Origin of the sequence: Alcaligenes sp. 13f (assembly GCF_020496585.1) — a bacterium.
Lineage (GTDB): Bacteria > Pseudomonadota > Gammaproteobacteria > Burkholderiales > Burkholderiaceae_B > Alcaligenes > Alcaligenes phenolicus.
Window position 1 is genome coordinate 20,524 of the sequence record NZ_JAHKKC010000015.1, and the last position, 15,686, is coordinate 36,209.

At 56.0% G+C, this 15,686-nt stretch carries 13 protein-coding genes; 10 read left to right on the forward strand and 3 right to left on the reverse strand.

The genetic code is table 11. From position 1 onward, the window contains the following. Window positions 1-92: 92 nt before the first annotated feature. Window positions 93-986: a LysR family transcriptional regulator gene (locus KOE80_RS13560; RefSeq protein WP_226349353.1), complete on the reverse strand. Its 894-nt coding sequence runs from the start codon at window positions 984-986 to the stop codon at window positions 93-95. Between the two features lie 285 nt (window positions 987-1,271). Between KOE80_RS13560 and KOE80_RS13565 the strand changes: the two genes are divergently transcribed. Then, window positions 1,272-1,412: a hypothetical protein gene (locus KOE80_RS13565; RefSeq protein WP_155274655.1), complete on the forward strand. Its 141-nt coding sequence runs from the start codon at window positions 1,272-1,274 to the stop codon at window positions 1,410-1,412. A gap of 69 nt (window positions 1,413-1,481) precedes the next feature. On the opposite strand, the gene KOE80_RS13570 is transcribed toward KOE80_RS13565, so the two are convergent. Together KOE80_RS13570 and KOE80_RS13575 are read right to left on the reverse strand one after the other, a co-directional pair. Next, window positions 1,482-2,267, reverse strand: a complete 786-nt coding sequence (locus tag KOE80_RS13570) for an isocitrate lyase/PEP mutase family protein (protein ID WP_226349354.1) — start codon at window positions 2,265-2,267, stop codon at window positions 1,482-1,484. Window positions 2,268-2,328: 61 nt separating this feature from the next. Beyond that, the gene (locus tag KOE80_RS13575) at window positions 2,329-2,790 is read right to left on the reverse strand and encodes a universal stress protein (RefSeq protein ID WP_009457090.1); all 462 of its coding nucleotides are present in this window, start codon (window positions 2,788-2,790) and stop codon (window positions 2,329-2,331) included. 194 nt (window positions 2,791-2,984) lie between these two features. On the opposite strand from KOE80_RS13575, the gene KOE80_RS13580 reads away from it, so the two are divergent. From KOE80_RS13580 to KOE80_RS13620, 9 genes are all read left to right on the forward strand, one after another. Continuing rightward, window positions 2,985-4,166, forward strand: coding sequence for an acetyl-CoA C-acyltransferase family protein (locus tag KOE80_RS13580; RefSeq protein WP_226349355.1), 1,182 nt, complete (start codon window positions 2,985-2,987; stop codon window positions 4,164-4,166). Between the two features lie 311 nt (window positions 4,167-4,477). Continuing rightward, window positions 4,478-5,659 (forward strand): acetyl-CoA C-acyltransferase, encoded by a 1,182-nt coding sequence (locus KOE80_RS13585; protein WP_226349356.1) that lies wholly within the window; start codon window positions 4,478-4,480, stop codon window positions 5,657-5,659. Window positions 5,660-5,859: 200 nt separating this feature from the next. Then, window positions 5,860-6,621, forward strand: a complete 762-nt coding sequence (locus KOE80_RS13590) for a spermidine synthase (protein WP_035271766.1) — start codon at window positions 5,860-5,862, stop codon at window positions 6,619-6,621. A gap of 98 nt (window positions 6,622-6,719) precedes the next feature. Next, on the forward strand, window positions 6,720-7,688 hold the full coding sequence (locus KOE80_RS13595) for an ABC transporter substrate-binding protein (protein WP_009457081.1): 969 nt from the start codon (window positions 6,720-6,722) through the stop codon (window positions 7,686-7,688). 79 nt (window positions 7,689-7,767) lie between these two features. Further along, window positions 7,768-8,664: an ABC transporter permease gene (locus tag KOE80_RS13600; RefSeq protein ID WP_009457079.1), complete on the forward strand. Its 897-nt coding sequence runs from the start codon at window positions 7,768-7,770 to the stop codon at window positions 8,662-8,664. Further along, a complete protein-coding gene (locus KOE80_RS13605; RefSeq protein ID WP_009457077.1) occupies window positions 8,664-9,458 on the forward strand; it encodes an ABC transporter ATP-binding protein in 795 nt (264 codons plus the stop codon). Before KOE80_RS13600 ends, KOE80_RS13605 begins: the two co-directional genes overlap by 1 nt. A 307-nt stretch (window positions 9,459-9,765) precedes the next feature. Then, window positions 9,766-11,004: an efflux RND transporter periplasmic adaptor subunit gene (locus tag KOE80_RS13610; protein WP_060185133.1), complete on the forward strand. Its 1,239-nt coding sequence runs from the start codon at window positions 9,766-9,768 to the stop codon at window positions 11,002-11,004. A 5-nt stretch (window positions 11,005-11,009) separates the two neighbouring features. Further along, a complete protein-coding gene (locus KOE80_RS13615) occupies window positions 11,010-14,204 on the forward strand; it encodes an efflux RND transporter permease subunit (protein ID WP_060185132.1) in 3,195 nt (1,064 codons plus the stop codon). Then, the gene (locus KOE80_RS13620; protein ID WP_226349357.1) at window positions 14,204-15,667 is read left to right on the forward strand and encodes an efflux transporter outer membrane subunit; all 1,464 of its coding nucleotides are present in this window, start codon (window positions 14,204-14,206) and stop codon (window positions 15,665-15,667) included. Before KOE80_RS13615 ends, KOE80_RS13620 begins: the two co-directional genes overlap by 1 nt. Window positions 15,668-15,686: the final 19 nt, after the last annotated feature.

A 15,686-nucleotide genomic window follows, 5' to 3' on the forward strand; every position in this document is an offset into this window, starting at 1 on the left:
TCCAGACGTGAAGTGTCTTTCATCAGGTCCGTTTTTTATGGGCCGCTTATTTGCGACGAACGCTTGTGACAGGTTCTTGTTGCAGCGTTTCGCTACAGGCTTTGAGCCGTGCGTAAAGCACACTCCAGCAGCCGCGAAGTCAGGGCTTGAGGATCCCGGTCTGCCCGCAGGATCGCCACAACCCGGCGTTGCAGGGCAGGTTGCTCGATCGGGTACTTATACAGATTGTGTTCGTGCAACAGGCTGTCGGGGATACGGCTGGGCAAGATACAGTCCCCCAATCCTGAAGCCACCAGCCGTAACATGGCGTCTATGGTTTCAACTTCCGCCACAAACTCCGGATGCAGGCCGCTGCTGTGAATCATGCGGCGCAGGGCGTAGTGGGGCGGAAAGCCGATCAGGCGCAAGGCCTGGTGGCTCAAGTCAGCGTCGGGAGCAGGCTCCTGTCGCGCGGAGATGCGGCACATTTGGTCATCAAACAAGGTGTGCGAGACCAGCCCGCCACAGTCCACCGCCGAGTCGTACACAAAACCCACATCGGCCTTGCCACTTTCCACCAACGCGACCACCTCGGGCGAACTGCGTCCTAGCAAGGACAAATTCACGCCAGGGTGAGAGCCCATGAAAGAGGCGGCTACATCGGACATGAAGTAGTAGCTCAAGGTGTGTACGGTGGCGAGCCTGACCGTGCCTGAATTGACGCCGTGATCCTGACGTACAGCACGGATGGCACTGTCAATGCGGCTATAAGCGGGCTCTATGGACTGGCGTAGCAGTTCGCCAGCGTCATTCAGGCTGACCCCACGGCCGGTACGCGTAAACAGGGTCTGGCCCAGAGTGTGTTCCAGTGCGCTTAATTGTTTGCTCAGGCTGGATTGGCTTTGTCCCAAGTCATCCGCTGCTTTGCTGACGGAGCCCAGTTGAGCGATACGCAGAAAGTAGCGCAATGAACGATCCAGATTGTCGGTAGGGCGGAAATCGTGCATGCCATTGTCTCTTTATTGTTGTGCTGAAATTTGTAAAAAGTCAGTTTTAAAAGGGGCCTTGAATTTGTCGGGCGGGTGAAAGGTTTGGATTCGTTATTGGGGCCTGAATCGTCTATGAAAAACGCCGTTTCAGACTTTCTTTATTTTGTTCTAACGTCGCTTAATTTGCTCCCATAATGTCTGCATATTATGGAGAAAATTGATTTGTGGTCTAATCATTGATATAATAAAGAAATCGGGGCGCTAAGGGCGGTGCCCCCTGGCGATATTGAGCAGGAGTTATTCGTGAGCAAATCGAAACCAGTACGTCGTAAACAAGTCTTTGAGGTTGAGCCCCTGAATTGGGTGGCTCCCAAGAAAGCTGTTGTGGAAACCGATCAGGAAGCCAAAGTGGACGCGTCCAGCGACCAGGCTCAGGACAACTAAGTTCTGACTGTAGGTGTAAAAAGCGCAAGCCATGTTGCTTGCGCTTTTTTTATGCCTGTTCGTTTTGCATCAAGACCAGCGGCGATGGGCTTGGGTGGGGGACAGATGTCCTTGCTCCAGCAACTGCAGGCTGGCCTCTTCAAAGCGGTCCCAGGTGGCCAGCGCCAGTTGTGAGCCTGTGCTGACACGGCGCACGCCAATGGCGGCCAAATCAGGCACGTTTAGTCCCGGATGAATCAGCAGTACATTCACGGGCGTAGGCACCAGTGCCTGAACAAGATGGGCAATATCGTCCAGTTCACGTAAACCGGGGGCGTAGACCACATCGGCACCGGCCTGGGCAAAGGCTTGCAGTCGGGCGATGGTTTGTTCCAGGTTCAGTGCGTCAATCAGCATGCCTTCGCTGCGTCCTATTAACAGCACGTCCTCACCACTGTCGAGAATCGCTTGCTTGGCAGCCTGTATACGGGCCACGGCCAGCTCCAGTTCGTACAGCTCGTCCCCATGGCGATCCTCAATGGACAAGCCTGCAATGCCGGTGTCAATAGCCAGGCGGACGTTTTCGGCGACCTGTTCCGGCTCGTCGGCAAAGCCGTTTTCAAAGTCGGCATTCAGTGGCAAATCCGTGCTGGCGGCCAGTTCTCGTAAATGCGCCAGTAGCGCATCCCGGCCCACCTCAAAATCTTCCAGCCCGTTTGACCAGGCAAACGCAGCGCTGCTGCTGGCAATCGCCTGGGCACCCAGCCGTTCCAGGCGCTTGGCCCCGCCTATATCCCAAGGGTTGGGCAAAATCAGTAGGCCGCTTTCATGCAAAGCTCGAAAACGGCGACGTTTTTCCTGTGTGCTGATAGTCATGCGGAGCTCCCGAGAATAAAAAACGCAAACCGAAGTTTGCGTTTTGATGCCTGGCCACGTTTTATTTTTTCTTGGCTTTCTTGCGGATCACCAGTACGGGGATTTCCGAGTAGGTCAGGACGTGCTGTGTTTCGCTGCCCAAAAGCAGGCGCTTGTAGCCCTTGCGGCCATGCGATGACATGACGATCAGGTCAGCTTTCTGTTTTTCAGCGGTAGAAATAATGGCATCGGCCACCAGTTCCGATTTCACCACCAGGCCCTTGACCGAAACGCCAATGTCTTTACCGGCTTGCTTGACGGCGGCCAGCTCGGATTGTGCGTGCTCTACCCAGGAGGCTTCGATACGGCTATCGAGCTTCTGATCAATAATGGGGCCGCCCTCCAGGTAGCTTTGGCGATAGCGCGGAATGACGCGCAGGGCCAGCAATTTGGCGCCGCTGGTCTTGGCCAGGTTCAGGGCATGGGTGACAGCGTGGGCGGACAGTTCTGAGCCGTCGGTGCATACCAGGATACGCTCGTACATGAGGGGGAAATCCTATAAAAAGGGTTATCAAGAACGTGTCTTGTGGGTAAGGTATCAAACCATACTGCGAATTACGGTCTTTGTGTCTGCTTTATGGTTTTCCATGGCAGCCGTGTATATTCGAGTGGACGTTTTTGTCAGCTTGGCTTTTTTATGCTGGTCATCATATCCCACTGGGATTGAGGGAGATTCATATGAAAGAAGTGGTTGTAGTCCAGGCATGCCGTACCGCGATTGGTGATTTTGGTGGTGGACTGAAGAATGTGTCGCCAATCGAAATGGGAGCCACGGTATTGCGCGCGGTACTGGACAGAAGTGGCGTATCGGCGGCAGACGTTCAGCATGTAGTGATGGGGCAGGTTATTCAAACCGAGCCACGCGACATGTACTTGTCGCGTGTGGCTTCGGTGCAGGCGGGCGTGGGACACGGAACACCGGCCATGAACGTCAACCGTTTGTGCGGTTCTGGTCTGCAAGCCATTGTGTCGGCCGCGCAGGGCATTCTGGTCGGTGATGCCAAGGTGGCTTTGGCGGGCGGCGCAGAAAGCATGAGCCGTGCGCCGTATATGTCCAGCGCTCATCGTTGGGGTGCCCGCATGGGGGACTCGGTCATGATGGACATGATGACTGGCGCGCTGACGGATCCTTTCGATCGTGTTCATATGGGCATTACAGCCGAAAACGTGGCGCGCCAATATGGCGTGACCCGTGCTGACCAGGACGAGCTGGCACTGGAATCGCACCAGCGTGCCCGTCGTGCGATTGAGCAAGGCTACTTTAAAGAGCAGATCGTGCCCATTATCCAGAAAAGCCGCAAGGGCGAGATCGTGTTTGATCAGGACGAGCACGTCCGTCTGGATGCCACGATGGAGAACTTTACTGGCCTGAAACCTGTGTTCCTGCCCGAAGGTGGCAGTGTGACGGCGGGCAATGCCTCGGGCCTGAATGACGGTGCTGCTGCAGTGTTGCTGATGTGCGCGGAAGAGGCGCGTCAACGTGGTCTGAAGCCATTGGCCAGGCTGGTGTCCTGGGGGCATGCCGGGGTGGACCCCAGTGTTATGGGTATTGGGCCTGTGCCGGCCAGCCGTCTGGCACTGGAGCGCGCCGGTTTGAGCGTGTCGAATCTGGATGTGATCGAGTCCAATGAAGCTTTTGCCGCTCAGGCTTGCGCAGTCGTGCGTGAACTGGGTCTGGACCCGGCACGTGTGAACCCTAACGGTAGCGGTATCAGCCTAGGCCACCCTATTGGCGCGACTGGCGCTGCTATTACGGTCAAGGCTTTGCATGAGTTGCAGCGTGTTCAGGGGCGTTACGCGCTGGTCACCATGTGTATCGGTGGCGGGCAGGGGATTGCGGCGATTTTTGAGCGTCCTTGATTAATACGGCTCACATTCTTCTGATGGTGGATTAATCGGTGAGTCGTTCGAAAAAGCCGGGAGCCTGATGCATGGGTTTCCCGGTTTTTTTGCCAGTGCTTTTCTAATCCGTTTCTTTAGTGGTGCAACTGCCGATGAGCGGTCATTCTATGCAGATCGCTACCCGGAACCATTTAGCGTTGACATAGTAATACTGATTCGCAAGCATAGAGCCTTAGGTTCTAATATTGACGAGTTTTTTATAAGCCTACTCCGCGCAATGACTGTCTTTTGGCTATTTTCTATCGAGCGAAGAATGAAAGGAGGCCCAAATGCAAGAGGTTGTGATTGTGCAAGCATGCCGGACAGCTTTCGGCCGTTTCGGTGGCGCTTTAAGAAATGAATCTCCTATAGATCTAGCAAGCACCTTACTGACTGCTGTACTTGAAAAAAGCGGTGTTAAGGGGGCTGACGTGCAACATGTCGTGATGGGCCACGTTGTTGCTACGGCTCCTGATGATGTGTATTTGCCTCGCTGGGCATCCATGCGAGCGGGCGTCAGCCATAAGGCGCCAGCCATGACTGTTAATCGGCTGTGTGGTTCGGGCATGCAGGCCATTATCGCGGCAGCACAAGGCATTACCCTGGGGGAGGGGCCTATCGCATTGGCCGGGGGAGTGGAAAGTGTCAGTCGTATTCCGCATTTAGTAAGCGTACAGCGTTGGGAAGTGCCCACGGAAAAGGCGGCCTTGGTTGACATGTTGAACGATATTTTCATTCAGCCCTTCGATCATCGACATGTGGGAGTAACAGGGGATACGGTTGCCCGGCGATATGGAATAAGCCGTGCGGACCAGGACGAATTGGCTCTGGAGTCTCATCGGCGCGCTCACCGTGCCATTGAACAAGGACATTTTCGGACTCAGCTTGTACCTGTTTCCGTGAAAACTGAGCGGGGAGAGCGCCTTTTCGACCGGGACGAATGTGTACGTGCGGATATCAGTCTGGCCAAGCTTGCTTCATTGGAGCCAGCATTTGATCCTGAAGGCGGCTCCGTGACAGCCGGCAACACGCTCGCCCTGGCAGATGGTGCGGCGGCCGTATTGCTGATGAGTGCAGAGCAGGCTCGCCAGCACGGGTTAACGCCGCTGGCCCGCGTGGTGTCTTGGGGGCATGCCGGAGTGGAACCCCATTTGGCTGGGATGGGACCGGTGCCGGCAACCCAGATAGCACTGCGGCGGGCCGGTTTGAGCGTCTCTGATCTGGACGTCATTGAGCTCAATGAATCCTTTGCGGCGCAGGTTTGCGCGGTCATGCTGGAATTGAAGCTGGATCCAGTGAACGTAAATCCTAACGGTAGTGGCATCAGCCTGGGTCATCCCTTCGGGGCGACGGGAGCGGCCCTCGTCGTAAAAACGGTCCATGAGCTTGTGCGTACCCAGGGGCGGTATGGTCTGGCTACGATGTGTTTGGCGGGCGGGCAGGGGATCGCAATGGTATTGGAGCGAAGCTGAGCAGGACGTGATACACCGGTTGGCGGTTGTTCACTGTTATGATGGCACCTTGCTAAAAACGCCGGAAGTGGTGCTACCACCCCCCTTCCGGCGATGTTTTTTCTGTCTGCAGGCTATCCCGAAATTCAGGACCGCATGCGTGAAGCGATAGCGCTTCCGTCCGATTTTGGCCGCCTGACTGATTTGCAAGGAAGATTTTCATGGCTGGTGAGCAGGGGGACGATAGTCCTACGTTGTCGGAAAGCGAAGGGATCCGTTATCTGCACTTTGGAACGGAGTGGATTCAAGGTGCAATGCGTATTCGCAAGCCCGCTGAATTGGTCTTGGCCTACACACAACAAATGATGGCCTGGCTGCTATTTATGGAAGACCCCAAACCCGAGCACAAGCTGGCTATTCTGGGGCTGGGGGCGGGTTCCCTGCTGCGTTTCTGCCTGAAGCAGACCAGCAGTCAGGTACAGACGGTGGAGTGGAATCCGTCGGTGATTGGCATGTGCAATGCTTTCTTCCGGCTGCCGCGCAGCCCACGGTCTCTGATTGATCAGGCTGACGCCGGTGTCTGGGTACAGGATAGCGATCAGCACAGTCAGTATCGCGCCTTGATGGTGGACTTGTACGACGCGCATGCCGAAGGCCCAGTACGTGACAGTCTGGAGTTCTATCAGGATTGCCGCGCGGTTCTGGATGATGAAGGCATCATGACGGTGAATCTTTTTGGTGCCCATCCCAGCTTCAAACATAATATTGACAACATTCGTGAAGCCTTTAATGGCAAAGTACTGCTCTTGCCTGAAATGGACGAGGGCAATCAGGTGGTTCTGGCCTTCAAAGGCAGCACGCTGGAGATGACAGCCGGAGAGCTGCTGAGTCGGGCCGAACAAGTGCAGGCCGATTATGGTTTGCCGGCTACACGTTGGGCCAGGGAACTGCTCTCGTTCCGTCGCCAGATGCAGGACCAGTAGGGGAGCGGGGCAGGGATTACCTGAAGGGTCAAAGTCCTGTCGTTCGCGTTAGACTAAACACCTAAAATTTTCGTTTTTTTGCATCTAAGGAGTATTGGATGAAACTGATCAGATCGGTGCATCAGGTGGCGGCCGCTTTGGCTTGTGTAGGATTGATGTCGGGCGCTGCAGTTCATGCGCAATCTGTATCGGTATCGTCGATTGTGGAACATCCGGCTCTGGACGCCATTAAGGATGGAGTACACAAAGCGCTGACCGATGCTGGTTATAACGAAGCCTCCGGCTTCAAATGGCAGTTTCAGACCGCCCAGGGCAATCCGGCGATTGCCGCTCAGATCGCTCGTAAATTCGTCGGTGACAAGGCTGACGTGATTGTGGCCATTTCCACTCCTTCGGCGCAGGCCGTGGTGTCGGCAACCAAGACTATCCCTGTGGTGTACTCGGCCGTGACCGATCCTGTGGTGGCACACCTGGTGCCCAGCATGGCACCGTCGGGCACCAACGTGACAGGCGTGTCCGATGCGCTGGCACTGGAAGCCCAGGTGGATCTGATCAAGAAAGTCGTGCCTGATGCCAAGCGCGTGGGTATGGTTTACAACCCTGGCGAAGCCAACTCCGCCGTGGTCGTTAAAGAAATGAAAGAATTGCTGCCCAAGCACGGCATGACGCTGGTGGAAGCCACCGCGCCTCGTACCGTGGACGTGGGGGCGGCTGCTCGTAGCCTGGTGGGTAAGGTCGATGTGATCTACACCAATACCGACAATAACGTGGTGTCGGCCTACGAGTCCCTGGTAAAAGTGGGCGTGGACGCCAAGGTGCCTTTGATCGCTTCGGACACCGACAGTGTGGCCCGGGGTGCTATCGCGGCTTTGGGCGTGAACTACTACAACCTGGGTCTGCAGACCGGTCAACAGGTCATCCGTATTCTGAAGGGTGAAAAACCCGGTGATATGGCTTCTGAAACCAGCAGCAATCTGGAACTGTATGTCAATCCGGGCGCTGCCAAGCGCCAAGGCGTTTCGCTTAACGAGGACTTCGTGAAGTCCGCAACAAAAATCGTCGAATAAGCCTGATTTGACTGCTTCTTGCAGGTGGGTTGCCACAAGCTGCCCGCCTGTTTCTTTTGTATCCTAGACGTCCAACAATATGTCTATTTATTCAATGTGGGGGGCCCTGGAGATTGGTCTGATTTTCGGACTGGTTGCTCTGGGTGTTCTGATTTCTTTTCGCATCTTGCGATTTCCTGACCTGACGGTCGATGGTAGTTTTCCTTTGGGTGGGGCGGTTGCCGCCATCCTGATCAGCCAGGGCAATGATCCTTTCCTGGCGACTGTAGTGGCCACTTTTGCTGGTGCCATTGCCGGCACGATTACTGGCTGGTTGAACGTACGCCTGAAAATCATGGATCTGCTGGCCAGTATCCTGATGATGATCGCCTTGTATTCCATCAACCTGCGCATCATGGGCCGTCCCAATGTGCCCCTGATCATGGAGCCGACGGTCTTCACGATTCTGCAGCCCGAATCCATCGCTGACTATATTGCTCGTCCCTTGATGCTGATTGGGTTGGTAATCATTGCCAAACTGGCGCTGGATTGGTTCTTCGGTACGCAAACTGGCCTGGCCATGCGCGCTACCGGCGCCAATGCGCGTATGGCCCGTGCTCAAGGCGTGGCAACTGGCAATATGCTTTTGCTGGGCATGGCTATTTCCAATGCCCTGGTCGCCTTGGCCGGTGCCTTGTTTGCACAATCGCAGGGTGGGGCGGATATCTCCATGGGCATCGGGACCATCGTGATTGGTCTGGCTGCCGTGATTGTGGGTGAAAGCATCTTGCCCGCCCGCAAACTGTTCTACGCCACCTTGGCCGTGGTGCTGGGTGCGATTCTGTACCGCTTCTTTATTGCTTTGGCTCTGAATGCCGATGTGATCGGCCTGAAAGCGCAGGACTTGAACCTGGTCACCGCTTTGCTGGTTACCGTGGCACTGGTGATTCCATTGCTCAAGAAAAAGCGTGCTCGTAAACAGAAGGGGGCCCAGTAATGTTAGAAGCAAAAGATCTGTCCCTGACATTTAATCCGGGTACGCCCATTGAAACCCGTGCCTTGCGCGGTTTGTCCCTGACCATTCCCGAAGGGCAGTTCGTGACCGTGATCGGTTCCAACGGTGCGGGCAAGTCTACTTTTCTGAATGCGATCTCGGGCGACCAGTCTGTTGATGATGGCCAAATCATGATCGACAAGGTGGACGTGACTCGCCGCCCGGTCTGGGAGCGAGCCAATTGGGTAGCACGTGTGTTTCAGGATCCGATGGCCGGTACCTGTGAAGATCTGACCATTGAAGAAAATATGGCGCTGGCCACCTGCCGTGGCAGCCGCCGTGGGCTGAGCCGTGCCGTGCGTCACTCTATGCGCGCTGAATTTGCAGAGCGTCTGGAAACCTTGGGTCTGGGTCTGGAAAACCGTCTGACAGACCGCATCGGTTTGTTGTCCGGTGGCCAACGTCAGGCCGTCAGCCTGTTGATGGCGGCCTTGCGTCCTTCCAAGATCTTGCTGCTGGACGAGCATACGGCTGCGCTGGACCCGCGTACGGCTGACTTTGTTTTGCAACTGACCAATCGTATTGTGCGTGAAGGTGGCCTGACCACCATGATGGTCACGCACAGTATGCGTCAGGCTCTGGATGTGGGTGATCGCACGGTCATGTTGCACCAGGGCAAGGTGGTGCTGGATGTCAGTGGTGAACAGCGTCAAGGCCTGGATGTGCGAGATCTGCTGGAGATGTTCGAGCGGGTTCGGGGCGAGACTTTAGCCGACGATAGTTTATTGCTAGGTTAGAAAGCACTATCCCGGATTTGGAAAACCGCGTGAACTCTAGGGGTTAAACGCGGTTTTTTTATATTCAAAAAACCCTAGGTATATGATAATACGTGTTCTTTTGGCATAGGCAGACAGCGGAGCGGGTGCAAGGGGGTAGCTGGCTAATCGTAGTCGCCAAATAATGGCAGGATCGAAATGAGTCTCATCGCAAATTTTCCTGTTTGATTTGCGCTTTTTCGACATATACTTGCTGCTTGTCCAAACCATACAATCCAGTCAGTTTAAGCGTTAAACTCCCATGCAACGCTTAGCTCAGGAGTTCTTCATGTCATTTCAAAGCTTGTTGGGTCGGCAGACTTTTCGTATTGCTGCCTTCTCTTCCTTGGTTCTGCTCGCCGCTTGCGGCAACAAAGAGCCTCAAGCTCCGGCCGGCGGGATGAAGGTCCCGGTCAGTGTGATTACCGTCCAACCGACTTCTACCGAGTTGTTCTCCGAGCTGCCTGGACGAGTCGAAGCAATTAAAGATGCACAAATCCGCGCCCGTGTTTCCGGGATTGTGGAAGAGATCAACTTTGAGCAGGGCGCTGATGTCAAACAAGACCAGCTCTTGTTTACCATTGACCCGGCTCCGTACCGTGCAGTTCGTAATCAAGCTGCAGCCCAGCTGAAAAACGCCCAGGCTGACGCACAAAGTGCCAAGCAATTGGCGCAGCGTTACGAGCGTCTGATCAAGGAAAATGCGGTTTCCCGCCAGGATTACGACAACGCCAAGGCCCGCGCCATGCAGGCCGATGCCGCCATTGCCGCTGCACAGGCGACCCTGGACAGCGCCAATATTGATCTGGGCTACACCAAGATTGTGTCGCCCGTGTCGGGCCGTATCGGCAAGTCCCTGGTTACCGAAGGTGCTCTGGTTTCTGCCGCCAACGCCACCCATATGGCCACCGTGCAGCAACTGGACCGTGTCTATATTGATGTGACGCGTTCCACCGCTGAGCTGACGCAACTGCGTCGTGCCATGGCTGCTGGTACGTTGAAGTCGGCTGGTGAAGGCCAGGCCAAAGCCAAGGCCGTGCTGGAAGATGGCTCCCTTTACGATCAAGATGGCGTTTTGCTGTTTAGCGGTGTCAGCGTGGATCCTTCCACTTCGCAAGTAACCTTGCGTGCCGTGTTCCCGAACCCTGATGAAATTCTCTTGCCCGGTATGTACGTACGCGTTCGTCTGGAACAAGGTGTGATTCCGGATGCCTTGCTGGTGCCCGCGCAGGCTGTTCAGTACACCTCGGATGGCGCTTCTAATATTTACGTGGTTCGTGAAGAGAAAGCCCAGTCCGTACCTGTCGTGTTGGGACCCGAAAGCGATGGTCAGTATGTAGTGGACAAAGGCCTGCAAGCCGGCGACCAGATCATTGTCGAAGGCTTCCAGAAGATTCGTCCCGGTGCCCCTGTCCAGACGATGCCTTGGAAGGGCAACAAGTCAGCCGCTGCACCTGCTCCTGATGCGGCCCCCGCACAGGAACCGGCCGCCGCTGCTGAGCCAAACGAAGCCAAGTCTAGCGAGTAAGCGACATGCCTCAGTTTTTTATTGAAAGGCCCATTTTTGCATGGGTCGTTGCCTTGGCGATCACGCTATTTGGCTTATTGGCTTTGCCCAATATGCCTGTAGCGCAGTATCCCGATGTGGCACCCCCTTCGGTCACCATCCGGGCGACCTACCCAGGTGCAACGGCGGAAGACGTTGCCAGTACGGTAGCCAGTGTGATCGAAGATCAGCTGAACGGTGCCAAAGGCCTGCTGTACTACGAGTCCGTCAGTGACTCCTACGGCTCGACCGAAATCACCGCCACGTTCCGTCCTGGTACCAATCCTGACATGGCTCAGGTGGACGTCCAGAACCGGGTCAGCAACATTACCGCGTCCTTGCCGACAGCGGTGATGGAGCAGGGCCTGCACGTGGAGCAGTCCAGTACCGGCTTTCTGCAAGTGGTGACCTTGTCCTCCACGGACGGCAGTCTGGATCAGACAGCTCTGGCTGACTACATCGAACGCAATATCAAGAATACGATTTCTCGTGTTCCTGGTGTGGCTCGCTTCCAGCTGTTTGCAGCCGGTCGCGCCATGCGTGTGTGGCTGGACCCTGCCAAGCTGGTCGGTTACCAGATGAGCCCAGCGGACGTGACCAACGCCATTCGTCAGCAAAACATGCTGGTGTCTGCCGGTATTCTGGGTGGCCCACCCAATCAGGACAGTCAGCGTGTGGCCGCACCCATTACGGTGAACGGTCAGTTGGCAACCGTGGAAGAGTTTGAAAACATCATTCTGCGCTCGCAGCCTGATGGCTCGACCGTGCGTATTAAAGACGTCGCTCGTGTGGAAGTGGGGGCGGACAACTACCAGTTTGGTGCCCGTCTGAACAGCAAGCCGACAGCGGCTTTTGCTATCTCCTTGTTGCCTGAGGCGAACGCGCTGGATACTGCCGCGGCAATTAAAGTCGAAATGGAGAAGTTGGCCGAGTTCTTCCCGGAAAACATCCGCTACGACATTCCTTACGACACCTCGCCCTATGTGGACAAGTCCATCACCCAGGTGGTTTACACCTTGCTGGAAGCCATGGTGCTGGTGTTCATCGTGATGTACGTGTTCCTGCAAAACGTGCGCTACACCCTGATCCCCGCACTGGTGGTGCCGGTGGCTATCTTGGGGGCGTTCGCGGTGATGCAGGTGCTGGGTATGTCAGTGAACGTGCTGACCATGTTCGCGATGGTGCTGGCCATTGGTATTTTGGTGGACGACGCGATCGTGGTGGTGGAGAACGTCGAACGTATCATGGTGGAAGACGGGCTCTCGCCTAAGGAAGCGACCAAGAAAGCCATGCCGCAAATTAGTGGCGCTATTGTGGGTATTACGCTGGTGCTGTCGGCCGTGTTCTTGCCCCTGGCATTCATGGCCGGTTCGGTGGGGGTGATTTACCGTCAGTTCTCGGTGGCCATGGCCGTGTCGATTGCCTTCTCCGGCTTTTTGGCACTGACCTTTACACCTGCCTTGTGCGCGACTTTGTTGAAACCTATCCCCAAGGGCCATCACGAAACCAAGCGTGGCTTCTTTGGCTGGTTCAACCGTGTCTTTACGCGTACCACCAATGGTTACGAAAGCTTTATTGGCAAGACCTTGCGTCGTGGCGGTCGGATGATGTTCATCTACCTGATCATGGTGCTGGTGCTGGGCTTCCTGTACATGCGTATGCCAACCGCGTTCTTGCCCGAGGAAGATCAGGGCTACGTGATTGCCAACATCGAACTGCCTGCCGGTTCGACGGCCAACCGTACGATTGAAACCATCTCCAAGGTAGAGGACTACTTCAAGGAGCAGCCTCAGGTTGAAAACATCATTGCCGTGCAAGGCTTCAGCTTTAACGGTAGTGGTTTGAACTCGGCGATTGCCTTTGTGCCCTTGAAAGACTTCAACGAACGTAAAGGCAAGGAAAACTCGGCTCAAGCTATTTCCGGCAAGGCCATGGGCCAATTGCTGTTCGGTTTGCCTGACTCCATGGTGATCGCGATTGTGCCCCCCGCTATTTCTGCTCTGGGTAACTCCTCGGGTATTGATATGCGTCTGGAAGACCGCGGTGGCATGGGGCACGATGCCCTGATGGCAGCCGCGGATCAGTTGCTGGCCCTGGCCAAGGCAAGCCCTGTGTTCGATCCACAGAGTGTGCGTATCACGGGCTTGGGACCTGGCAAACAGATCCGTCTGGAGATTGACCGTGACAAGGCGGCTGCCCTGGGTGTGAACTTCAGCGAAGCCTCTGCCTTGATCAGTGGTGCCCTGGGCTCGTCTTTTGTGGGTAAATTCACCAACCAGGGACGTGTGCAAAGTGTCTGGGTACAAGCTGATGCGCCATATCGCATGACCATCGACGATGTGCTCAAGCTCAATGCTCGCAACAGCGAAGGCAAGATGGTTCCGCTGTCGGCCTTTGTCAGCCAGACGACCGAACAAGGTCCGGTACAGATCGTGCGCTACAACAGCTACGAGTCTGTCCGTATCGGTGGTGGCCCCGCTCCAGGCTATACCTCGGGTGAAGCCATGATCGAGATGGAAAACCTGATGAAGCAGTTGCCTAGCGGCTTTGGTGTGGACTGGACAGGTCTGTCTTATCAAGAGCGTCAGGCCGCAGGCCAGTCCGCTATCTTGATGGGCTTGGCGGTTCTGGTGGTGTTCATGCTGCTGGCTGCCTTGTACGAAAGCTGGGCGATTCCGCTGTCCGTGATGCTGGCCGTACCGCTGGGTATGCTGGGTTCGGTCTTGCTGGTCTCCGGTCTGGGTATGCCTAACGACGTGTACTTCCAGGTGGGTATCGTGACGGTGATCGGTCTGTCAGCGAAGAACGCGATTCTGATTGTGGAGTTTGCCAAGGATGCCTACGCACGTGGTGCTACCTTGATCGACGCCACTCTGGAAGCCGCTCGCTTGCGTTTCCGTCCTATCTTGATGACCTCTTTCGCCTTTGTGCTGGGTGTGGTGCCTCTGGCTACCTCCACTGGTGCGGGTGCTGCCAGCCAGAACGCCGTGGGTCTGGGTGTGCTGGGCGGTATGTTGGCCGCAACGCCTTTGGCTGTCTTGATGGTGCCGACCTTCTTTGTCGTGATCCTCAAGCTCTTTAAAACTAAACCCCGTCTGTTTGGCGAAGCCGCTAAATTGCACGAGGAAGAACAGGCCAAACAAGCTGCACAGCCGGCCGGTTCGCAAGGAGGACAGCACTGATGTCTAGCATGTTTTTACGTAGCCCCTTGGTGCTGGCCGTGGCGTTTGCCTTGTCGGCTTGCTCCTTGGCACCGAAGTACGAGCGTCCTGATTCTCCCGTGCCCGCACAATTCCCTCTGGCCCAGCAGAGCCAGGCGGATGCGGCACAGGCTGCTGATCTGGGCTGGCGTGAATTCTTTACGGATCCGCGTCTGCATGCCCTGATCGAGCAGGCTCTGGAGAATAACCGCGATCTGCGTATTGCCACCCAGCGCATCGAGGAAGCTCGCGCGCAATACGGCGTGGCACGCAGTGACCAGTTGCCCAGCATTGGTGTGCAGGCGGCCGAGCAGGCCACCCACACACCGGCTGAACTGCGTCCAGGTGGCCCAAATTCGGCCCCCGTAACCCGTACGTTCCAGGCCGGTGTCGGTATCACTGCTTTCGAGCTGGACTTCTTTGGTCGAGTGCGTGATCTGGCTCGTGCTGCTCAAGAACAGTACTTTGCCACCGAGCAGGCTCAACGTACCGCCCATATCGCCCTGGTGGCGGGCACCGCCGAAGCCTACTTCAAGGTGCGTACGGCCGAAGAACTGCATGCTTTGATGAGCAATACCTTGCGCAGCCGTCAAGAGACATTGCGCCTGGTGCAGTCTTCTTACGATGCCGGTACGGTGTCGGCGCTGGACCTGAACCAGGCCAAGGTGCAATACAACACCGTGCGTTCCGATATGCAGGCTGTCGAGCGTGATCGTCAGCGTGCACTCAATGCCTTGCAGGTTTTGTTGGGCGGTGAAATACCGGCTGACTTGCCAGCAGGCTTGCCCTTTACCCGTGCTCAGCTGATGCCTAGCTTGCCTGTAGGGTTGTCGGCAGAATTGCTGGAGCGTCGTCCTGACATCCTGGCCGCCGAGCACGTCTTGCGTGGTTCCAACTACAGCATCGGGGCAGCACGCGCTGCTTTCTTCCCGCGTCTGAGCCTGACCGGTCTGCTGGGCTTCATGAGCCCCGAGCTGGGTGGTCTGTTCAGTTCGGGTAACCGTTACTGGCAGTTCCAGCCGCAAATTACCATGCCGCTGCTCTCGGGCAGTACCTGGGCCAATCTGGATCTGGCCGAGGCTCGTCGTGACATTGCGATCAGCCAGTATGAAAAAACCATTCAGGAAGCCTTCCGCGAAGTGGCTGATGCTTTGGCGGGCGAAGCCACCTACGGTCAGCAGATCGACGCCTTGCAAGAGGTTGATCAGGCTGCCAGCGAAAGCTTGCGTCTGGCCAAGCTGCGTTACGAAGTGGGTATAGACAGCTTCCTGCAGGTGCAAACGGCGGAAGTCAGCCTGTACGGTACGCGTCAAGCCTATATTCAGACTGGCTTGGCATCCCTGATGAACCGGGTCGAGTTGTACAAGGCTTTGGGTGGCGGCTGGACAGCTGAAACCGTCAAGCCTGAAACAAAGACCCAGGCCACTGGGACAGCACCGGAGTAAACAGGCGATAATACGTCTG